The organism is Pseudoalteromonas sp. S1609, assembly GCF_005887255.1.
In the GTDB taxonomy this organism is placed as follows: domain Bacteria; phylum Pseudomonadota; class Gammaproteobacteria; order Enterobacterales; family Alteromonadaceae; genus Pseudoalteromonas.
Genome location: NZ_PNDJ01000095.1, coordinates 1 through 21,967, shown reverse-complemented (window position 1 = coordinate 21,967; position 21,967 = coordinate 1). Strand labels below are relative to the sequence as shown.

The following is a 21,967-nucleotide window of genomic DNA, read 5'->3' as shown; positions in this document are numbered from 1 at the left end:
AATACTCTACTGCGCCTTAACTGCCACTATGTTAACTACAGGGTTGCCTGTTGGTTGCAAATGATAATAAATTTCTTTTTGTATGCGTGCTTCGCCCACTTGTGCATTTAACGTTACTTTAAATAAATTAGACGGATATAAAATAATATCGTCGCTTTCGTTAAAGCCTGTAACTTGTGAAAACTCTCGTACGGTGAGTTGTTTTGCACTGCGCAGCATAATAACATGGCTTGCTACATCTTTTGCTAATAACGCATTTAACAGCGAATTTGGCGCCGTCATGGGGTTAAACGCCCCTTTTTTATACTGCGTTGTATTTGCCCGTAAAGCATTTAATTGTGCTGGTGCTAGCCCTAAATGTATTAGCTCTGCTATGTCGTGTATGGCAGCATGACGCGCTGTTATGTTATTAGGCAGGGAGTCGGTGCGCCCATCCAACTGCTGCCACTGTATAATTTGCCGCGACATTAACTGCGCATCATAATCATTTAGACCGCTGTAGGTCAATAGCTGGGTTAAGCGTTGTTTGTTAGGGTAATGTAAGTTAAGTAAGCCACGCAAGTCTTGTATTGCTACGCTCACTTGCGGGTTATAACTAAACTCTTCACCGTGAAAGTTCCATTTATTAATCAATGTTTGGTTTTGTGAGTTTTGAGTTTGCTCTGGATCTTTTTGCTCAGTGAGTAACGCATACAGTATATTGGCCTGTGCATTTTTCAGCTCAATATAGGCTTGTGCTTTATCGACCATAAGCGTGGCATTATGTACTTGCTGACGCGCCGATTGAGTAAAGTATAAAGCAAGAATTGAAAGCACAGCCACAATTAGCAATACCTGTACTAGGGCAATACCACGCTGCATTAAAAGTCACCTGTTTGTATATAGTTGCCATACCATGTGTTTGACTTTGTATCTAATTGGCTATAAAAAATTAAAGGCTGTTGATTTTTAAGCAATGTTACTTTTATTTTTTGTGGCGTGAGTTGTTGGTCTAGTCCTGAATATTTGCTCTGCCACACAGGTTCAGCACCAGATGTTTGCAGTGCCATTTGATCAAGATTTCTCCAACCAAAGTAACTTATGTTCACCTCGTCTAAATTAGTCAGTAACGTTTTTTGCTGAGTAAACTCTATATTTTGCTCTGAATTAATAAGTAATAGCTCACTGCCGGATACCGCTTGATAAACTAGGTCATACTTATCATTTTTGTTTTGCACTGCAGTTAAGCGAAATATCTCGGGGTATTGATTATTAATTAGCCCCCGCTTGGTGATGGCTAATAAGCTTTTATCGTCACCTACAAAAAACATTTCTGGGCGACCTTTGTTATTTTTAATTAAATAAGGCTCAACGCCATCAAGCGTTGCTTGCAATAAATACACCGCTTTAGTTTTCGCCACGTTTTGCTCAAAACTACCCAGTTCTTTGTTCCATCGCGATGCTAATTGCATATACACGTAGTTACCGGTAAACATAAGCATCGAAAGCAAAGTAACCGATATTAGCAGCTCAATAAGCGTAAAGCCTTGCTGTTTACGCATCATGCCAGCTCACTTCGTTAAAGGTATAATTTTTTACTATACCATGGCTATTTAGGGTTAGAGTGACTTGCCAAAGTTTAAATTGGGTTTTTGATGCGGCGTTTTCGCCAAATTCCAACGCCATAGCTTCATCGGTCACTTTTTTGCTTTGTTGCACATTGGCTTGCCAAGTGTAGGTGCTTTGCCATGCAGTGCCTTGACCGCTTAATTGTGTTTGCTGCGGGGGGGCACTTTGTACTTGTTGCTTTATTTGGCTCAGCAGTGCGGGAACATTCGCGACTATATTAACGTGGTTGCTGGCTTTTTCGCTAGATATGAACGCTCCACGATAAATAAGCGATACGGCGCCCATTGCCATAAATAATATGATAGTGGCAACCAGTAATTCTATTAATGTAAATCCGCTTTGGTTATTGTTTTTCACTATTAGGCTCTAATGAAATAGTAAGGGGTTCCCCTCTAAAATGACCACTTATTTGTGCTGGGGTGACAAATCCGTTGGCGTTAAAATCAACTCTTTGCTGAGTAAAGTTAAGCGACGCCAACTCTTTTGTTTTAACGAGCTCGTTACTGGGTATTTTATACAAGTTTAATGTATTGCCATACAGCTCTAACGAGTAGCTCTGCTGTTTTATAAACGCTTGAAAGCCAATATTTTTAATCCACTTTGTGGTGTTTAACAGCTCTGTTTTAGCCTCTGTTTTATCAACCGCTTTAATCGATATAGGGGCTACAACACTTAACAGTAAACTTACGATACTTAATACAATAATAAGTTCAATTAGGGTGAACCCTTTACTAAACTTAAGACTCATTGAGTGCATTTAAAAACCTACATCGTTTAGCGATATCATACTCATAAGCATAACCACAACAATGCCTCCTACAAAGCCCCCCATAAATAAAATCATCAACGGCTCTATGAGCGCGGTCATGTTGTCGGTCCAAGTTTCAAAATCTTGTCGTGAGCGGTTAGCTATTTCTTCAAATACGATATCGAGATTGCCCGATTCTTCACCCACCTCTAATAAGGATATATAAAATGGCGGATATAACGAAGTTTGCTGTAGCGTTGGTGTTAATTGGCTACCGCGCTTTACTTTTTTTCGGGCTATGTTCATTTCATGGTTTAAAACATGGTTTTTTATGTTACCCGCAGAAAGCTCAAGTGCTTGGTCGATAGGCACTCCCGCTTTTAACATTAAACTTAAGCCGCTATTAAAACGAATTCGTTCTACAGTAATTGTCGCGTTAGCGATTACGGGTAACTTTAATGCCGATTTATGCCACCATTTTAAAAAGCGGGGCTTTTTTGACGCCCATATTATCGCTGGTACGATACCAATAACCCCAATAGCAAGCAGCCCTTGATATTGATTCATCCAATCGCTAATAGAAAGCATAAGTTGGGTGTACCATGGCATAGTTTCTAGTTGGCTAAACATGTCGGCCATTTTGGGAATAATAAAATTAAATATAAAAAATATACTTAACACACATACAAATAAAATAACGCAGGGGTAAGTTAACGAGCCTATAATTTTACGTTGTAGCTCGCGCTTAAACTTTAGATCTTTTGCGAGGCCCGCAAATATTTCACTTAAGTTACCTGAGGCTTCACCAAGCTCAATTAAGTTACAATATAAATTATCAAATACGTCGGGGTGCGCTCGGCATGCTTGTGATAAATTGCTGCCCTTTTTTATGCTGTTGCTTATATCGGCTAGCATTTTAGCTAGTGCAGGCTTGGCTTTAGTGCGCCTAATTATATCTAGCCCACGGTCAATTCTAACGCCAGTGGCTAATAATAAGCTTAGCTCTGCAGTTAAAAACTCAAGATCTGAGAGTGAAATTTTATTATTAAAACTTAAACTTAGCGCATGCTGCTTTTGCTGTTCTTTAATCTCAAAAACAAGTAGCTTTTGTGCTTTTAGTTTTGTAATAGCGTCTTGCTGATCCTGCGCTTCGACTTGACCGTCTGACTTTGCACCTGAGCTATCGTATGCTTTATAATTAAAGAGTGGCATTACCCTGCAACCCTAATAACTTCAGCTATGGTTGTTTGCCCTAGTACCGCTTTATATAAGCCATCTTCTAAGAGCGTTCGCCTGTTTAAGCTTTGGTTGTGTAGCTTGGCTTTAGGGATAAAGTCGGCGTTTTTAGGCATCGCTTTTATTTCGCTGTCGCAGCGTAAGTATTCGGTTACCGCCATCCGGCCTTTATAACCTGTTTGACTACAATGCTCACAACCTGCACCACGTTTTAACTCTATACTTGGTAAATTAAAGCGTTTTGCAAAATTGCTTAGGTCGTATTTCTCAATCAGTGCTTGTGCGCTTGGCTCTGGTTCAGCGCAATGGTCACATATTTTACGAGCTAAACGCTGTGCAACTATAGAAACAAGTGCCGCATTCAGTAAAAACTCCTCAACACCTAAATCCAGTAAACGCGTATAAGCACTTGCGGCATCGTTAGTGTGTACGGTACTAAACACTAAATGCCCCGTAAGCGCTGATTGTAATGCTATTTGTGCGGTTTCTTTATCGCGTATTTCACCAAGCATAATTACATCAGGATCTTGACGTACCACTGAGCGAAGACCAGCTGAAAAGTCAAAGCCTATATCGCTATTAACTTGCACTTGGTTGATGCCTGGTAATTGGTATTCAACAGGATCTTCTAAGGTAATTATTTTTACATCGTCGTTATTGAGTGCATTTAAAAACGTATAGAGAGTGGTTGTTTTACCAGAGCCTGTTGGGCCTGTTAGTAACACCACTCCCGATGTGGTTTTTATATCATCCAAGATTAATTCGTTTATATCACTCGATAATCCCAGCACTGACATGTCGTAGCGAACGTTTTCTTTGCGTAAAAAACGCATTACCACTGATTCGCCATCATTAAGTGGCAAAGCAGATACACGAATATCAATTTCTTGGTTGGCAATTTTCATTTCTATTTTGCCGTCTTGCGGGCGGCGCTTTTCGGCTATATCCATACCCGACAGAATTTTCAACCGTGTGATTATAGGTAGCTGTTTTCTGGCTGATATTGTTTCAGCTTCATGAAGCACACCGTCAACACGAAAGCGTGCTCTGTAGCGCCCTTTATAAGGCTCTAAGTGCATATCTGATGCACCTTGACGCAATGCCCGGCTAATTAGCGAGTTGAGTAAGTTTACCGTTGGCGCTTCTGTGGCCAGCTCTTTAAGACGCTCTTCCTCATCGAGAGGATTGTCGTCTAGAAGATCTGTGGTTGGTTCTTCATACTTTGAAATAAGTAACTGAATATCAACTTCATTAGCTATGAATAATGTGTACTCTTGGTTGTTTTTAATTAACCATTCGTTCATCACTTGGTTAAGCGGATCTTTGCAGGCAAATTCTATATGTTCACCCTGCTTACTCAGTGGCACCCAGCTTTGTGCTAAAAAAACATCAAGTGCGGGCTTTTCAATAGTAGCAGGTTCAAAATTAGCATATTGCTCATTTGAAAATAGCGGGATCTCTAAATATTCACTCAGTAATTGTGAAACTTGATCCTCTGGTAGGCTTCCCATGTTTACAAGAATTTGTTCAAGTCGACCGCTGTATTTAGCTTGGTAACTTATCGCTCTTTGGAGATCTTGCGCATCAACGCTAAATTTATTTAGCAGTAAGTCATGTAGTTGCATTATAGGTGAATGATATCCGCGTTATTATCTGTACCACCTTCTTTACCATCACTACCGTATGACTTTAAGGTATATGGGTTACCTTCAGAACCCGGAGTTTTATAAACATATGGGTTTCCCCAAGGGTCAAGTGGTACATCTTTTGGTAAGTACGGGCCATCCCAACGAGGTTCGTCGCCTTGACGAAGTTGAGACAATTCGGTTGGGTACTTCCCTAAATCTAAGCGGTACGTATCAATAGCTGTTTCAAATGACGACATTTGTGCTGCCGCTATTTTACGTTCAGAAGAACTTAACTTTGAGAAAAACTTAGGCGCAACTAACGACATTAACAAACCTAAAATAACGATGACGACTAATAACTCCATCATTGTAAAACCACTATTTTTTTTCATAATTCTCTCTTTAATGCTTATTGTTTTTTCTGCGTAAAAATCTTGCCACTTTCCAACAGTGTTGAAGTGCTAATGCATAAAGCACAAAAACAACTATAAATAGAGCTAACATTACCCATTCTGGAACTTGTAAAATCTCACCAAAAATACCGATTGAGCTCATCACAATTGCAAACGTTAATATCACGCTAAGCGCTCTACGTGGGCTAAAGCCTACTCTCATAAAGATATGGTGTAAATGGTCTCTGTCTGCATGAAAAGGCGACATCCCTTTTCGTGTTCGGCGAATAATAATAGCCATCATGTCCATGAGTGGTACCGCAATTATCCACAACGCGGTCACCGGTCTAAAAGCGGGCTCACTCGCTTGAGTGCTCACCATTAAGAACCATATAACGCTAAGCCCAATAAACATTGAACCTGCATCACCCATGAATATTTTTTTGTTTTTGTGCCCTTTAAGCCCTAAATTAAATGCTAAATAGGGCGCAACGGTAGCAACAATGATAAGCGGTAAGTATGCAAATGCATAATTTCCGCTCATCAGCATCAGCACAAATACCGAGAGTAAAGTTAGTATACTCAGCGAACCAGCTAAGCCATCTATACCATCTATCATGTTAAATGCATTGATACAGGCAATTACGCTGACAATAGTAAAAATGATCCCAAACCAGCTCAGGTTCACGTCTCCAAATGAAAATAAATCGCCTAGGTTATGTATATAAACATCACTGCCCCATATCATAACAAGCGCAACAATGACCTGAATACATATGCGAATTTTCACACCTAATTGACGATAATCATCTACTACACCCAAAATGACAATTGCGCCAGCACACATAAGGTAACTTACAACTTCTGTAGTTAACGGGTAAAACGCTAAAACAGAAATAAATACAGCTAAAAATATTGAGAGCCCACCAATAAGTGGTATGGCTCCGTCATGTTGCTTACGATTGCACGGGGTATCGACAAGCCCAAACTTAACGGCTAAAGGCGTAATAGCAAATATCACTGCATACGAAAAGCCAAATGCAAAAGCAAGCATAATAAATTCAAAAATCATAACGAAGACCCAATGTCTCTCAAAGTATATTTCATGTTTATAGTGAGCTAATAGCAGCCAACGCTACACCCATTTGGTAAAGGATTTGAGTTGCTGTGCTCCATAATGTTAAGTTATCTACATGTTCGGTATTTAGTGGCACTACAATTGTATCACCAGGGCTCAACTCTTCAGCTTTATTTGCCGCAAACCACGACCCTTGATCAGGAATTGTAACTAAACCACTGGCTTTAATTATGTAAATTCTCTCTTCGTCTGCACGCTGTTTAAAGCCACCACTTCTGTTTATATAATCATCAAGTGATAATCCAGCCTTGAAAATATGGGATGTAGAAAAGTTAACCTCTCCGACTACACTAATGCTATTACTTTTAGTAGGTATATAAAGCACATCTTGGTCTTGAAGCGGTAAGTGCTGCTGACCTTGTTCAATAGCAGGTAAATCTATAACAAGCCTGCCTACTGCTTTAACTTTTGCTAAATCTGTAATCAAACTATCCATATCTTTGTAACTCAAAGATGAGTCGGTTATTGAGCTGTTAAAACTTTTAGCTGCAATATCGCGTCTTAAGTCTTCAGATAGTTTATTTAATTGCTGCTGCTCTTGGAATCGGATTGACTCGCGAGTAAAAATGGCACCTTCAGGATATGAGAACTCCGTAAAACCACCGGCTCGCTCAAGTACTTTAGTTAAGTCTTCACCTTTGCGGATACTGTATATACCAGGGAATCTAACCTCACCTACAATTTCAATTTGTAAATCTTTTTGCCAATTTGGTATCGGGTAGATGCTAATTGAATCTTTACTTTGTATTGCAAACTTTTCATTATCATTGCTTGTAAGCGCTTCATTTAAGTCTACTTCTACATGATCAAGTAAGCTTTTGTGCTCATTGCTATAACGAGTAATTTCAGCTTTTTCAAGGAATGTTGACTCTTTTAATCCGCCCGCTGCTAATACTGCTTTTTTCACGGTCGCATTTATAGGAAGAGGGTAAACGCCGTCAAAACGAACTTCCCCGCGAATACCAAATATTTTAACTTGGCTCGAGTAGCTAGATTGCTGGTTTAATTTTGCAATAATAGGACGTAATAGCTTTTCTCGACTGAATACAGCATAGTCGCTTTCTTTAAGCTCTTCTTCTTTGCTATTTAGGAAGTCAGTAATGTTAGTGATTTTTTTACTTTCTTCTGCTGCTAGCTGCTCTGCTAGCTCTTTTTCTAACGCACCACCTAAGTCTATAAATTCATAGAATTGCTTTTCTTCGTATTGTTCCCAGAGCTTCATTCGCTCTCTTAATTCTAATTGCTCTTTTGTTATAGCGAGTGTTTTTAAGGCTGCCTCTTCATCATCTTTAGTTTGAAAGCGGCTAAAAATTACAACTATATCTCTGGCTTTGAGCTCTAAGTCACTTTTTACGTTGTTTTGTGAGGCTTCTAAGGGTGAAAACTGGTGTACTTCTATGTCACCTTTTTGATTAACTTCTCTAACAATCAATCCGTATTCATAATCAGCAGTAGGTAATAAATCACTTTTAACTGAAGTGAAAAGTCGACTAACTTTATCCCCCTCTTTCCAAGAATAATTACCTGGATACGTTACTGCACCGATTAAAGTAACTGCATTATCAAGCTCATCGCTCGATGCTGGTACTTTAATAGTATCGCCATTTTTAGGTGAATATTGAGAGTTTTTAGTTATATCAAGCTGTAAAATCGTTTTTGAACTATTACCTGTGTAACGTTCTACGATGGTTTTTTGTGGGTAAGCTTGGGCAGTCAATCCGCCAGCCATAGCAATGACTTCATCTAAACTTTCTGACCCCTGTAGTTCAAAAATAGCTGGACGGCGAACTTCGCCACTGATTGTTACTTGCTTACCAACTGGCGGAATAAAAACAACATCACCCGGTTTTAAGATCACATCATCAGAACTGTCGCCTTCAATTAATAGATCATAGAGATCCAGAGTTTGAATTGTTTTGCCAGCTCGCTTTAATTGAATATTACGCAACGAACCTATATCAGAAAGCCCACCACTAACAAACAGCGCGTGAGTTATTGATGAAAGTGAGGGAATGGTATAAGCGCCAGGTTTGTATGCTTCACCCAAAACCATTACTCTAATTGTTCTGGTTTCGCCCATTGAAACAAATGCTCTAACACCAATCATTTCTTGTTCAACTTTTTGTTGGATCAGCTCAACGACTTGGTTGTATTGCATACCTGCAACGTTTACAGGCTGAAGTTTGTCAATAACAAGGCGGCCCTCTCTATCAACTGTAACCTCTCCATTAAAGGACTCTTTACCATACAAGTTTAGTGTAAATGTATCACCAGGACCCACCATATAAGTACTTGGGACTAATGCATTTTCAGAGGGTGCAAAGGTTGTTGGCTCACCAGAGAAAAGTTCGTAGCCAAACGGCTTTATTTCTTCTTCTTTAGGTTTGAATTTTTCTTCATCGGTTAATTCCTCAGAATCTTTTTCATCTAAATCTCGAGGTAATATAGAAGATGAATTTTTATTGCTACCTTCATCATCGGATGATTCACCATCTGTCGAAAAACCCAGTGCGTCTAAACTAATTCCATACTTTTCAGCAAGCGCTTTTTGTTGTGATTTTGGTAGCTTCTGAAATTGCTCTAATTGCTGCTCTGTAGGTGCAACACCTTGACTACTTCCTTGCGCAAATGATGACGAAGCGAATACTAATAATAGCAGTACCGCAAAAAGTTTAATTAACTTCACAAAGTGTCCTTCCAGTAAAATAAAGATAGCCGCGGCATACTACACCATTTTATAAGTAAAAAAAATGGGTAAGCACGCTTACCCATTATTATACTTTTAGTATAGTTAAAAACTGTAAACAAGTGTTAATGAAGTCTCTGTATCTGTTGCTTCTTTGTCATCAGCCACATCAGAGTTATTGGTTATATTGTAAGCCACTTTCATTTGCAATGAGCCATTGATTTTAGTAAGTAATGCGCTTTCTGAACGGGTTTTAGTATTAGTATCACCGTATTCTACCGACACTAACTGAGTGAAACGCGCGTTGTCTGAAATTTTCCAGCTAAAATCTACTTTACCTAAGGCAATCACTTCGCCTTCGTATTCACCCGCTAATGAGTTGCCGTTTTCATCAACCTCTTCGCTAATATCTGGATACTTAAAATACTTATAACCCGGACCAATTTCAGCGTTTAGCTTCATGTTTGTCTCGTTTAGTAAACGTAAACCATAACCCGCTGAAATAACTGATTCACTTCGGTATGCACCAAAGTAGTCTGATACGTGCGACCCATAAATAAATAAATGAGCATGCTTTTCGTTTAATTTGTAATTACCCTGCGCTGAAATAGAGTACTTTTCGTTAGTACGCTGTTTTTCTTTTGTGCCAGCGTCGTTTTCTACTTCATCTTCTTTGTAGATGCCGTCTAACTTATACTCGTTATTCCAACTTTCTAAGTTATGCAATACTTTAATACCGCCTTTTAAGGTCGTTGTTTCGGTATTACCGCTAGTAATGATAGCGCCCACTTCACTGGTAACTTCCCAGGTTTTTTGTTCTTCTTCTGATGCAAATGCACTGGTTGTAGCTGAGGCTGCTACTAAAATTGATAAAAGCTTAAGTTTCATTAAAAAATAACCCTGTAAAAAATATTCATGCTCTTTAAAGCAGCGCGCACGTTAGCAAACCTAACGTGAGCATTACCTTAATAACTTTTTAAAATTAGTCTTGCTTGTGCAAATGCACATCCATTTGTGGAAATGGAATGGTAATATCAGCGTCGTCTAACGCTATTTTAATATTTTCCATTAACGACCAGTATGTTGGCCAGTAGTCTTCTGAGTTAACCCACGGGCGTACGATAAAGTTAACGCTTGAATCGGCAAGTTCAGAAACCGATACGTTGTATGCAGGATCTTTTAAAATGCGTGATTCGTTATCTAGTACTGATTTAAGTACTTCTTTTGCTTTACGTAAATCGGCGTCGTAGCCAACACCAATCACAAGATCAACGCGACGCGTTGCTTCGCGCGAGTAGTTAATGATCGCATCTGACATTATTTTTGAATTAGGCATTACAATAACTTTGTTATCAGGAGTGCGCATTTCTGTTGAAAATATTTCGATTTTTTTAATCGTACCAGCTTTACCGCCAGCTTCAACGTAGTCACCAGATTTAAATGGGCGTAGTAAAATAATTAGCACACCAGATGCAAAGTTAGATAACGACCCTTGCAGTGCTAAGCCAACCGCTAAACCTGCAGCACCTAAAATCGCAATGAATGACGTGGTTTCGATACCGATTTGTGACAGCGCCATTAAAATAGTGGCTGCAAATACAATGGCATACACAATACTAGATACAAACGATGAAACCGCTACATCTACTTTCTTCTTGTCGAATGCTTTAGCGGTTAAATTTGCACAAAACTTGGCAATTCGGCCACCGAGTAAAAATATAACAAGCGCTATAACTGCTTGAATACCATAGTGTAAAATTAAGCCTGAATTTTCATTCAGCCAATTGAGTATTGAATCCATATTAACTCCTGATAGTGTTATTAAGCAGTTTAGCGGTATTGTTTGTAGTATTGTAAATCTTTAATAGGTGTTTGCAACAACGTTTTACTAAGGGGTTAGGGGGTTGAGCCGCGGTTGTGGAGTTTTTAGGCCCGTTGCCCGTTGCCAATAAGCTTAAATTTAGAATACTTATAATAAGTTTAATTTTTTTTGATTTTTTGCTTCACAAGCATAGGGATATTATGTATTATGCGCGCCACACCAAACAAGGTGTATGTAGTGGCGGTTGTAGCTCAGTTGGTAGAGCCCCGGATTGTGATTCCGGTTGTCGCGGGTTCGAGCCCCGTCAATCGCCCCACTATTTTCTAAGTCCTCTCAGTAATATCCAAAGTTAATTTTTTAGTTATATCTAGTTTTCATAAAGCCAAACATAAAATAAAAAAATACGCCCTTATCTGTAGCCGCCGGTTTCCCCAGCGTTGATTTATATCGTTATTTGGTGCTTTTAATAAAAGCCTGATGCGACATGAAGTCACTGCTAAATAAATATTACAAATAACACCAGTAGTAGCAGGTTTTCCCCGCACCACACAGCCCGTTGCCCGTATTTGACGCTTTAGGCGCGCTGAGAACATGTTATATTCTCAGCGCCTCATACACTTGGGTATTTGCTGTCCTTGCTCAAGTTGTTAACCTACTTTAAAAGAAAGGCCTAGTGACGCTAATGCTTTAGAGTGTTTTTCAATCGCATTAGACTCAGCACCCACATTATGCGCTTGGGCTAAGTTTTCTGACGAAGCGGTACTAATATTTGAAATATTACGGCTGATTTCTTGTGATACCATGCTTTGCTCTTCTGCTGCGGTTGATATTTGTGTTGCTAAATCAGAAATATCAGTAATTGCAGCATATACTTTTGAGACGATATCTTGGCTATTTCGCGTTTCTTTAACACAAGTCTCTGCAGCGTTTTTACCCGCTTCCATTGTTTTTGACCAATTGAGTAACGTAGATTGCATTTCAGATATAGAGACTTGAATTTGCTCTGTAGCAGTATGCGTTCTACTTGAGAGTGCTCGCACTTCATCAGCAACAACCGAGAACCCTCGACCATGCTCACCAGCACGCGCAGCTTCTATAGCCGCATTAAGTGCAAGTAAATTTGTTTGATCGGCAATCCCTTGTATCTCTTGCATTATGCCACCAATTTTTTCAGCCTCTGTTGCTAGCCCGCTCGCTGAACTTGCCGAGTTATCCACCTCGTTGGCGAGTAACGATACTTCACGCATGGTGCCTGACATTGCTTGCGTTGCGCTTTCGCAGTCTTGGTGAGCTTGCTGAACACGCTGGTTGGTTACTAAGGTATTTTTAGCAACCTCATCAATTGAATGTACCATTTCTTCAACCGCTGACGACACTTGATGTAATTCTGATGCTTCTTTTTCAACACCGGCCTGCGCAGCTTCAGCACAAGTTTTAAGAGAATCAGCACCTTTACTAAGGCTTAAAGTACCATCAATAATACGGCCAACAATCGTCGTAACTTTACCCTCAAGTAATTTAATCTGAAAATCACTATAGCTGAGGCTGTCGCTACCAGAATAAATATGCCGAGATACGCTATCTGGACCTGCTTTGGTTTTTATGATTGTGCTTTGCGAACGAATTAACTCTTCATAAAAAATAACAAAAGGCAGAGGAACAAACAGTAAACATAACCAGAACATATAACTTGTTAACCAAGCAATTAAAGCTGCACAGCCAATAAATAGAGGAAGTTTAAATGCGGCTAATTTTTCAGTTAATGGGACAATTGATTGACCGTTGTTTAAACGTTGGTATAGCTTTTCTGCGCGGTTTTTATATTCTGGAAGGAGTTGTTGACGAACTGATTGATAACCTACTTTTTTACCGTTTTCATAAATAGGAGTTACAAAGGCATCTACCCAGTAATAACGCCCATCTTTACATCTATTTTTTACAGCTCCTCGCCATGCGGTATCGCTTTTTAAATTAGACCACATATCACCAAATGCCGCAGGTGGCATATCTGGGTGACGAACCATATTATGATTTTTCCCTTTTAACTCATTGATGGTATACCCTGAAACTTTACAAAAGCTATCATTTGCATAGGTGATAACCCCTCGTAAATCTGTTGTAGAAACTAATTCTTCGTCAATGCCAAACGAAACTTCCTGGTCTACCGTTGCTTGATTTCTTCTACTCATAGTGGGTGCTTCATTATTTTTTAATGGGTGAATTTGCGGGATGTTAATTTATAAATGTATAAAACACAATTATACATTTTTACTATATGTTAATAGTATTGAAACTACTGAAACTTTATTCTACTCATTCACGCACCAAAAATATACATTTAAAAACATGCAGTTACAAATATTCACGCGAATTAAAAAGAATTACTCTTTCATAAAAGCCTACATTTAAAAAGGATATAAGCAGAATAGTATCTAACTAAGAATAGTTTAGACCTACAAGGAGGAAGTAGCCAAAAACCTCTCCTTAAAAAAGGGCAAAAAAATGCCACCAAAATGGTGGCATTTACACACGGGGGTATTTCTACTTATAGAAATTTTTTACTTTTTGTTTACTTAAACATTTTTTAAAAAGGTAGCATTTACACCCATTTCAAGCAACTTAAAACGCTAAACGGTTAACTCATCGGAACAGTCTAGAGAGTCAAACCCTAATACATACGTATTTTTCTTCTAGGTATTCATCTAAACCTTGGTGACCCCCCTCTCTTCCAAGACCTGATTGTTTTACCCCACCGAACGGTGCTACAGGGTTTGATATAACCCCCTCATTTACACCTATCATGCCAAACTCTAACCCTTCGCTTATACGATAGATTTGTTTAATGTTTTGGCTATAAAAGTACGCAGCTAACCCATAAGGAACGTCATTAGCAAGCGCAAGGGCTTCGCTTTCTTCATCAAATGGGATCACCGTTAATACAGGGCCAAAAACTTCTTCATGATAAATATCCATTTGTGTAGTGACATTAGTAACTATTAATGGGTTTTGAAAGCTGCCACCTAAGTTACTGTTATCTCCAATTAGCGTAGCGCCTTTATCGAGAGCATCTTTAATCAGTTGTTGCACTTTCTCTTTTGCTTTGGGATAAATAAGCGGGCCTATGTCGGCATTTTCATCAAAACCGTTTGCAACGTTGAGCGCAGCGACTTTAGGTGTAATTTTTTCAAGTACTTCATTTAATATACTGCGCTGGATGAAGATACGGTTTGCCGCCACACACGCTTGGCCACTATTTCTAAATTTAGCCGCCATTAGGCCATCAATAGCGTCATCAATATCGGCATTATCAAAAATAATGAACGGCGCATTGCCACCTAATTCCATTGATGTTTTTTTAATTGTCTGTGCACACTGTGATAGTAACTGCTTACCTACACCTGTAGAGCCAGTAAAGGTGAACTTACGTACCACCTCTGAGTCAGTCAACATTTTACCAACGTCTTTAGCGTTTTGTGATACCAATACATTAAATGCACCTATTACAAAGCCAGCCTGATCAGCTAAATACGCTAAAGCAATAGCACATAGTGGTGTATGTTCAGAAGGTTTTAAAATGAAACTACAGCCAGCAGCATAAGCAGGGGCTACTTTTCGCGTTACCATAGCCACAGGAAAGTTCCATGGTGTTATACCGGCAACCACGCCAATAGGTTGTTTATAACTGGTTAAGCGATGCTGATTGTCGGTTGCAGGGATCACATCCCCATAGCTACGCTTAGCTTGCTCAGCAAACCACTTAATAAAGCCGGCGCCATAATCTATTTCACCGAGAGATTCTTTAAGCGGCTTACCCTGCTCTTTGGTCATAAGTGTAGCTAGCGTTTGTTTATGTTTAATCACCAACTCATACCAGCGCATCAGAGTTTCACTTCGCTCGGTTGCATTGGTTGCTTTTAATTTTACAAACGCGCCTTTTGCCGCATTAATAGCTGTATTTACACCTTGCTCGTCAATGTCGCTAACTTCAACAATACTTTGTTCGGTGGCGGGATCATTAACACTAAAGCGTGTGCTGGTTTGATAAAATTCACCGTTTATAAACGAGTCTGAAAAAATAAGATCACTCAAAATACACCTCCGAAATGGGTTTTGGGCCTCGAGCTTCGATATATTAAAAAGCCTTGTGGTTAACGCTACAAGGTTTTTTAATTTACCCGCACCTAGCAGCCCGTCGCTCGTAACCTTTAAAAAGACGCGGGGTAAACCCGCTGCTACTTAATACAAACAAAAAAGCCGCGGTATTAAACAGCGGCTTTTAATATAATAGTCGTTAATTAAAAACTAGTGTTCTTCATTAACGATATTGAGATTGTACTTAGGTATTTCAACCACTAAGTCTTCATCTCTAATAATTGCTTGGCAACCTAAACGTGACTCTGGTTCTAAACCCCAGGCTTTATCTAGCATGTCGTCTTCTAGATCGTCACTTTCATCTAATGAGTCAAAACCTTCACGGATCACTAAGTGACAGGTTGTACATGCACATGATTTTTCACAGGCATGAGGAATGCTAATGCCATTTTTAAGCGCGATATCAAGTACCGTTTCGCCAGCGGGCGCTTCTATTGCAGCACCGTCAGGACACAACTCCGGATGGGGAAGAAAAACAATTTGTGGCATTCTAATCTCTCTTATATATTGTCTACTGACTGGCCTGTTAAGGCTTTTTTAATTGATGCATCCATTCTACGCGCGGCAAAATCACTACTCGCATTGTCCATTTTTTCAATGGCTGCTTTAATTTCGCTTGGCTCTTGTGCACTCTCGCGTACTTTTGCAAGTTCGTTTATTTCCACTTTTAGCGCCGCTAGTTGCTCAGGCTCAAGTAAATCGCCATCAGCTGCTAAAGAGGCTTCCATTGCTTCTATTACACGAAGCGCTTCAACTTGTTGCTCTTTAAGCATACGCGCTTGCATGTCGCCTTTAGCGTTACTCATCGACTCTTTAAGCATATTAGCAACTTGGTCGTCAGACAAACCAAACGACGGTTTTACTTGTATTTCTGCTTGAACGCCAGTTGATTTTTCCATGGCTGATACGCTTAGTAAACCATCAGCGTCTACTTTAAAGGTAACGCGAATATGCGCAGCTCCCGCCGCCATAGGTGGAATGCCTTTTAAGCTGAACTTTGCCAGCGATCGACAATCGTCAACCAGTTCACGCTCACCTTGTAATACATGCAACGACATAGCCGTTTGACCATCTTTAAACGTAGTAAATTCTTGCGCACGTGCAACTGGAATAGTGGTATTGCGTGGAATAATTTTTTCAACCAAGCCACCCATGGTCTCAAGTCCTAGCGACAACGGTAACACATCCAGCAATAACATGTCTGAATCTGGCTTGTTACCAATTAATACGTCAGCTTGTAATGCTGCACCCAGTGCAACAACACGATCAGGATCAATTGAAGTGAGTGGTTGTTTATCAAAAAACTCGCCAACTTGAGTACGTACCAACGGCATGCGGGTTGAACCGCCAACCATCACCACTTGTAGTACTTCTTGGTTTTCAATACCGGCATCTTTTACTGCACGACGACATGAGCGGAGCGTTTTTTTTACCAGTGGCATAGCCAGCTCGTTAAACTTCTCTCGCGTTACTTCAACCATGTATTTTTCATCGTCAAACTCAAGGCCAACATTCACTTTTTCGTATTGGCTGAGTGCTTCTTTACAGGCTTTGGCTTTGTTAATGAATAAACGTAATACCGAAGGAGATAAGCCCGTCACGCCAGTTTCTTGTTTTAAGTAGTCAACTAATAATGAGTCAAAGTCATCACCGCCTAGACTAGAATCGCCACCAGTGGCCAATACTTCAAACACACCTTTATTTAAGCGCAGTATAGAAATATCAAATGTTCCGCCACCTAAGTCATAAACAGCAATTATGCCTTCTTGGCCTGAATCTAAGCCATAAGCAACCGCAGCCGCGGTTGGCTCGTTTAATAAACGCAGCACATTAATGCCGGCAAGTTCAGCCGCATCTTTAGTGCTTTGGCGTTGTGCATCATCAAAATAGGCTGGTACGGTAATAACTGCGCCTAAAATATCTTGATTACCAAAGCTTTGTTCTGCACGTGCTTTTAGGGCACCTAAAATATGGCTTGATGCTTTTACTGGGCTGATTTTCCCGGCTTCAGTTGCTATCGCAAGCGCGCCGTTATCATCGCAAAATTGATAAGGCAGTTGGCCGTAGCTTTGCTCTATTTCGGCTTGGGTTTTACCTAAAAAGCGCTTGACTGAAATGAGTGTATTAACCGGATCGAGTGTAGCTGCTTGCATCGCGTCTGCACCTACGGTTATGCCACCAGCTTGGTAACGCACTACAGACGGCAACATTGCTTCGCCTGACTCATCAGTAATAGTACGAGCTTCGCCGCTTTGTACGGTTGCCACTAATGAATTCGTGGTACCTAAGTCAATTCCAATTGCTAATTTATGTTCATGTGGTGCCGCGCTCTGCCCCGGCTCAGCAATTTGCAATAATGCCATAATGCTCTTTAAACTCGTGTTGCTCGCTTTGCAGCAAGTGAATTAATCGTCAAATAAACTGTCTTCAATGCGTTCAAGTTCGTCGCGTAACTTATAAACAAACTTTAGCTTACGGATACTGTCTGCTGCTTTTTGATATTGCTGCTCATCGTTACTTGCTAACTGCTCTGCCAATTGCGCACTGTACTGCTGATCAAGCTGCTTTATTTGTTTTTCAAAATGGGCAATAGCAGAGTCCGGATCGCTTGCGCTCGCTAACTCTTCAAGTTCTTCTCGAAGCTCCATTTGCTGCATTAAAAACATGGGATCTTGCAATGTTTGCTGCTCAGCGCGAATATCAACGCCTAGCTCGCTCAGCATATATTCTGCACGTTTAACGGGGTGCTTGAGTGTTTGCAGTGCATCATTAATTTCGGCAGTACTTTGTACGGCCATTAATTTATCACGACTGCTAGCGTTAGCATGGCGATCAGGGTGAACAGCACGTTGAAGTTCTAAGTAGTGCTTGTTAATCGTTGCTAAATCAATATTGTAGTCAACGGGAATTGCAAATAACTCAAAATAACGCATAACTTCTCACAAATGACAAAGCCCTACATTAATTGGCAGGGCTTAGTTATACCCAAGTAGCTTAGGTATTCAAAACAAGTTTGAGCTTAAACGGTAAAGCTTTCGCCACAACCACACTCATCAGCTTGGTTAGGGTTATTAAATTTAAACCCTTCATTTAAGCCTTCTTTTGTGTAGTCGAGCTCAGTGCCGTCGATATAAACTAAGCTTTTAGCGTCAACAATTAAGGTAACGCCTTTGGCCGCAAATGTTTCATCGTCATCGTTTAGCTCATCAACAAACTCTAATACATAAGCAAGACCTGAACAGCCCGTCGTTTTAATGCCAACTCGCAGGCCTATGCCTTTACCACGGTTTGCTAAAAATGATTGTACGCGGTTTGCTGCCGCATCTGTCAATGTCACTGCCATGAATATCTCTTAGTTTGTATGTTTGCTTTTGTAATCTGCAATTGCTGCTTGAATTGCATCTTCTGCTAAAATTGAACAGTGAATTTTCACTGGTGGTAATTCTAGCTCTGCGCTGATATCGGTGTTTTTGATAGTTGCAGCTTCGTCTAATGTTTTGCCTTTAACCCACTCTGTTACCAGTGAAGATGAAGCAATTGCACTACCACAGCCGTACGTTTTGAATTTTGCATCTTCAATCACGCCTTCTGCTGACACTTTAATTTGCAACTTCATTACGTCACCACATGCTGGTGCGCCTACCATACCCGTTGCCACTGACGGATCGTTTTTATCTAGAGCACCTACGTTACGTGGGTTTTCTACGTGGTCGATTACTTTATCACTGTAAGCCATAATTCTATCCTCACTACCTGCTAGGTATGAGCTCCACTAATTAGTGGTGCGCCCATTCAACTGAATCTAAATCAACACCTTCTTGGTGCATTTCCCAAAGAGGAGACATTTCACGTAAACGACCAATCGAGTTTTTCATTAGCTCAACGGTGTAATCAATCTCTTCTTCTGTGGTAAAACGGCCAATACTAAAACGAATTGAACTATGTGCTAATTCGTCGTTGCGGCCTAATGCACGTAATACGTAAGAAGGTTCTAAACTTGCAGATGTACAGGCTGAACCTGACGATACCGCAATATCTTTAACGGCCATTAGTAACGACTCACCTTCAACAAAGTTAAAGCTGATATTAACAATACCAGGTACTGATTGGTCTTGTGTGCCGTTAAAGTACACTTCGTCCATATCTGTTAAAATGCCGTCGATTAGGCGTTTACGTAACGCACTGATGTGTGCGTGATCTTTTTCAAAATCTTGTTTTGCAATTCTAAATGCTGCGCCCATACCTACTAACTGATGGGTCGCTAATGTACCAGAACGCATACCACGTTCATGGCCGCCACCGTGCATTTGTGCTTCTAAACGTGCACGTGGTTTACGACGAACATACAAAGCACCTACGCCTTTAGGGCCGTATACTTTGTGCGCCGAGAATGACATGAAATCTACTTTGGTTTGTTGCACATCGATTAAAACTTTACCTGCGCTTTGTGCTGCATCTACGTGGAACATAATTTTACGTTCGCGACACATTTCACCAATAGTGTTGATGTCTTGGATTACACCTAGCTCGTTATTTACATGCATAATGCTTACAAGCACAGTGTCGTCACGCATCGTATCTGCTAATTTTTGCAGATCAAGTAGGCCGTTTTCTTCAACGTCCATATAAGTTACTTCAAACCCTTGACGCTCAAGCTCACGACATGTGTCGATAACTGCTTTGTGTTCAGTTTTAGCGGTAATAACATGCTTACCTTTTTTCTTGTAAAACTGAGCTGCACCTTTAATAGCAAGGTTATTTGATTCTGTTGCACCCGATGTGAATACAATTTCACGTGGGTCTGCATTAATTAAATCGGCAATGTCAGTACGTGCTTGGTCAACGACTTCTTCAGCTTGCCAACCAAAACGGTGTGAACGCGATGCTGGATTACCAAAATTACCGTCCATAGTCAGGCACTGCATCATTTCTTTGGCAACTCGTTCGTCAACGGGCGTAGTTGCTGCGTAATCTAAATAAATCGGTAACTTCATTTCTCTCTCCGCTGCAGGTCAACCTTAAAGTTGACAGCTTACTTGAATATTTTCCAACTGCTTAATTGCATCATTAACGCTGTTTTCTTGGCGAAGAGCGACCGCTTTAACGTCCGACTTTTCAACCAGTTCAGCTAAGGTAATATTATTTAAAAACTCTTCAATTCGTGCGCTTAAGTCTGACCACAATGTATGGGTTAAACAACGCATGCCACTTTGACAACCAGTATTGCTTCGCTGACACCGTGTAGCGTCAACAGATTCATCTACCGCATTGATAACATCGCCAACTGAAATTACATCAGCCTCACGTCCTAGTAAATAGCCCCCACCAGGACCTCGAACAGAACTCACTAGCCCATTCTTACGTAAACGGGCGAATAACTGCTCAAGATAAGACAAAGAAATTTCTTGGCGCTGCGAAATATCTGCAAGCGCTACAGGGCCTATATTTGCATGTAGTGCAACATCCAGCATGGCTGTAACGGCATATCTGCCTTTTGATGTTAACTTCATAACGCCCCCCGCACAAAAGAGTGCAAATTTTAATTACCAGAGTAGATTAGTCAAGTATTATCCTGATTGGCTAGCCTCAAACGGCCACCGATAAACTTGTAATACCTGACTGTTTTGGTCAAGTATTGGGTCTATTGTAATTACCTGAGTAATTTAGTCAAGTATTAGTGGAGTAATAAAGGGCGCTATTTATAACTAATTGCTATTTTATAGACTTATTAATTGAGGTAAGAATACCTCGTAATATGTTCATTTCAGCATCTTCAGGGCGAGCACGATTAAACAAGCGACGTAGCTTAGTCATTACCATGCCTGGGTGCTGCTTAATGATGAAGCCTGTTTTAAACAAGGTCTCTTCAAGATGTTCGTAAAACAGCTCTGTTTGTTTAGACGATGGATATAGGGTGTCGTCTTCTTGTTGTTCCGCTTTAGGCTGTTGATTTAAAAATGCCATGCGCGTTTCATAACATAAGGTTTGTACTGCCATGGCTAAATTTAGCGAGCTGTATTCTGGGTTAGCAGGAATACACACATGGTAATTACACAGTTGTAATTCTTCGTTTGTTAAGCCACTGTTTTCACGACCAAATACAAGTGCTACAGGGCCATTTACAGCTTCGCCAACAAGCTTTTCACCACATTCACGCGGCTCAACCATAGGCCAAGACAATGTACGCGAGCGAGCGCTAGTACCAATAGTTAATGCACAATCAGCAATGGCATCGGCAACCGTATCAACAATAACCGCATTACCAAGTACATCTGTAGCACCTGCAGCCAGTGCGCTGGCATGGCTATCTATTTCACAAGCAGGATCTACAAGGTATAACTTTGATAATCCCATGGTTTTCATGGCGCGTGCCGCAGAACCAATATTGCCAGAATGTGAGGTATTAACTAAAACGATGCGGATATCATCTAAGATCATTACAGTGCTACTTATCGAGTACAAAAAAATTGCGCAAATTCTAGCATGAAAACGCGCTGAGATCCTATATTCAATAGTCGAGATCTTAAAGATCAGTTCGCGGTCAGCGGTCAGCGGTC

21 protein-coding genes and 1 tRNA gene are annotated in these 21,967 nt (G+C 40.4%); 1 reads left to right on the top strand and 21 read right to left on the bottom strand.

All coding sequences use genetic code 11. From position 1 onward, the window contains the following. Positions 1-6: 6 nt before the first annotated feature. The 11 genes from CWB76_RS18510 to CWB76_RS18460 form a co-directional block, all read right to left on the bottom strand. The gene (locus CWB76_RS18510) at positions 7-861 is read right to left on the bottom strand and encodes a type II secretion system protein GspK (protein ID WP_138609596.1); all 855 of its coding nucleotides are present in this window, start codon (positions 859-861) and stop codon (positions 7-9) included. Continuing rightward, the gene (locus CWB76_RS18505) at positions 861-1,544 is read right to left on the bottom strand and encodes a PulJ/GspJ family protein (protein ID WP_138609594.1); all 684 of its coding nucleotides are present in this window, start codon (positions 1,542-1,544) and stop codon (positions 861-863) included. Before CWB76_RS18505 ends, CWB76_RS18510 begins: the two co-directional genes overlap by 1 nt. Beyond that, positions 1,534-1,965: a type II secretion system protein gene (locus tag CWB76_RS18500; RefSeq protein WP_171039655.1), complete on the bottom strand. Its 432-nt coding sequence runs from the start codon at positions 1,963-1,965 to the stop codon at positions 1,534-1,536. Before CWB76_RS18500 ends, CWB76_RS18505 begins: the two co-directional genes overlap by 11 nt. Next, positions 1,952-2,365, bottom strand: coding sequence for a type IV pilin protein (locus tag CWB76_RS18495; RefSeq protein ID WP_138609590.1), 414 nt, complete (start codon positions 2,363-2,365; stop codon positions 1,952-1,954). The genes CWB76_RS18500 and CWB76_RS18495 overlap by 14 nt, the downstream gene beginning before the upstream one ends. After that, positions 2,366-3,568: a type II secretion system F family protein gene (locus CWB76_RS18490; protein ID WP_138609589.1), complete on the bottom strand. Its 1,203-nt coding sequence runs from the start codon at positions 3,566-3,568 to the stop codon at positions 2,366-2,368. It lies immediately after the preceding gene. Next, complete coding sequence (locus CWB76_RS18485; protein ID WP_138609587.1) at positions 3,568-5,217, bottom strand: GspE/PulE family protein; 1,650 nt, start codon at positions 5,215-5,217, stop codon at positions 3,568-3,570. The genes CWB76_RS18490 and CWB76_RS18485 overlap by 1 nt, the downstream gene beginning before the upstream one ends. Further along, the gene (gene gspG, locus CWB76_RS18480) at positions 5,217-5,612 is read right to left on the bottom strand and encodes a type II secretion system major pseudopilin GspG (protein ID WP_138609585.1); all 396 of its coding nucleotides are present in this window, start codon (positions 5,610-5,612) and stop codon (positions 5,217-5,219) included. The genes CWB76_RS18485 and gspG overlap by 1 nt, the downstream gene beginning before the upstream one ends. A 10-nt stretch (positions 5,613-5,622) precedes the next feature. After that, entirely contained in the window at positions 5,623-6,684 is a 1,062-nt protein-coding gene (gene wecA, locus CWB76_RS18475) for a UDP-N-acetylglucosamine--undecaprenyl-phosphate N-acetylglucosaminephosphotransferase (protein WP_138609583.1), read from the bottom strand. A 37-nt stretch (positions 6,685-6,721) separates the two neighbouring features. Further along, on the bottom strand, positions 6,722-9,427 hold the full coding sequence (locus tag CWB76_RS18470; RefSeq protein WP_138609607.1) for an SLBB domain-containing protein: 2,706 nt from the start codon (positions 9,425-9,427) through the stop codon (positions 6,722-6,724). A gap of 114 nt (positions 9,428-9,541) precedes the next feature. Continuing rightward, positions 9,542-10,324 carry a DUF481 domain-containing protein gene (locus CWB76_RS18465; protein ID WP_138609581.1) on the bottom strand — a complete coding sequence of 261 codons (783 nt, stop codon included), beginning with the start codon at positions 10,322-10,324 and terminating at the stop codon, positions 9,542-9,544. A gap of 94 nt (positions 10,325-10,418) precedes the next feature. Next, a complete protein-coding gene (locus CWB76_RS18460) occupies positions 10,419-11,237 on the bottom strand; it encodes a mechanosensitive ion channel family protein (protein ID WP_010390598.1) in 819 nt (272 codons plus the stop codon). 261 nt (positions 11,238-11,498) lie between these two features. On the opposite strand from CWB76_RS18460, the gene CWB76_RS18455 reads away from it, so the two are divergent. Beyond that, positions 11,499-11,574 (top strand) — tRNA-His (locus CWB76_RS18455). A 331-nt stretch (positions 11,575-11,905) separates the two neighbouring features. Here the strand turns inward: CWB76_RS18455 and CWB76_RS18450 are convergent. The 10 genes from CWB76_RS18450 to trmJ form a co-directional block, all read right to left on the bottom strand. Next, a complete protein-coding gene (locus tag CWB76_RS18450; RefSeq protein WP_138609579.1) occupies positions 11,906-13,447 on the bottom strand; it encodes a methyl-accepting chemotaxis protein in 1,542 nt (513 codons plus the stop codon). A 472-nt stretch (positions 13,448-13,919) separates the two neighbouring features. After that, complete coding sequence (locus tag CWB76_RS18445; RefSeq protein WP_138609577.1) at positions 13,920-15,347, bottom strand: NAD-dependent succinate-semialdehyde dehydrogenase; 1,428 nt, start codon at positions 15,345-15,347, stop codon at positions 13,920-13,922. Between the two features lie 213 nt (positions 15,348-15,560). After that, complete coding sequence (gene fdx, locus CWB76_RS18440) at positions 15,561-15,899, bottom strand: ISC system 2Fe-2S type ferredoxin (RefSeq protein WP_008113929.1); 339 nt, start codon at positions 15,897-15,899, stop codon at positions 15,561-15,563. 11 nt (positions 15,900-15,910) lie between these two features. Then, positions 15,911-17,773 carry a Fe-S protein assembly chaperone HscA gene (hscA, locus tag CWB76_RS18435; protein WP_054202354.1) on the bottom strand — a complete coding sequence of 621 codons (1,863 nt, stop codon included), beginning with the start codon at positions 17,771-17,773 and terminating at the stop codon, positions 15,911-15,913. 42 nt (positions 17,774-17,815) lie between these two features. Next, positions 17,816-18,343 (bottom strand): co-chaperone HscB, encoded by a 528-nt coding sequence (hscB, locus tag CWB76_RS18430; protein WP_138609575.1) that lies wholly within the window; start codon positions 18,341-18,343, stop codon positions 17,816-17,818. Positions 18,344-18,429: 86 nt separating this feature from the next. Then, positions 18,430-18,753, bottom strand: a complete 324-nt coding sequence (iscA, locus tag CWB76_RS18425; protein ID WP_008113924.1) for an iron-sulfur cluster assembly protein IscA — start codon at positions 18,751-18,753, stop codon at positions 18,430-18,432. Between the two features lie 9 nt (positions 18,754-18,762). After that, positions 18,763-19,146 carry a Fe-S cluster assembly scaffold IscU gene (iscU, locus tag CWB76_RS18420; RefSeq protein WP_008113923.1) on the bottom strand — a complete coding sequence of 128 codons (384 nt, stop codon included), beginning with the start codon at positions 19,144-19,146 and terminating at the stop codon, positions 18,763-18,765. Positions 19,147-19,186: 40 nt separating this feature from the next. Then, positions 19,187-20,404, bottom strand: coding sequence for an IscS subfamily cysteine desulfurase (locus CWB76_RS18415; RefSeq protein WP_008113922.1), 1,218 nt, complete (start codon positions 20,402-20,404; stop codon positions 19,187-19,189). A 24-nt stretch (positions 20,405-20,428) separates the two neighbouring features. Further along, positions 20,429-20,920 carry a Fe-S cluster assembly transcriptional regulator IscR gene (gene iscR, locus CWB76_RS18410; protein ID WP_008113921.1) on the bottom strand — a complete coding sequence of 164 codons (492 nt, stop codon included), beginning with the start codon at positions 20,918-20,920 and terminating at the stop codon, positions 20,429-20,431. A 202-nt stretch (positions 20,921-21,122) separates the two neighbouring features. Continuing rightward, complete coding sequence (trmJ, locus tag CWB76_RS18405; protein ID WP_138609573.1) at positions 21,123-21,848, bottom strand: tRNA (cytosine(32)/uridine(32)-2'-O)-methyltransferase TrmJ; 726 nt, start codon at positions 21,846-21,848, stop codon at positions 21,123-21,125. Positions 21,849-21,967: the final 119 nt, after the last annotated feature.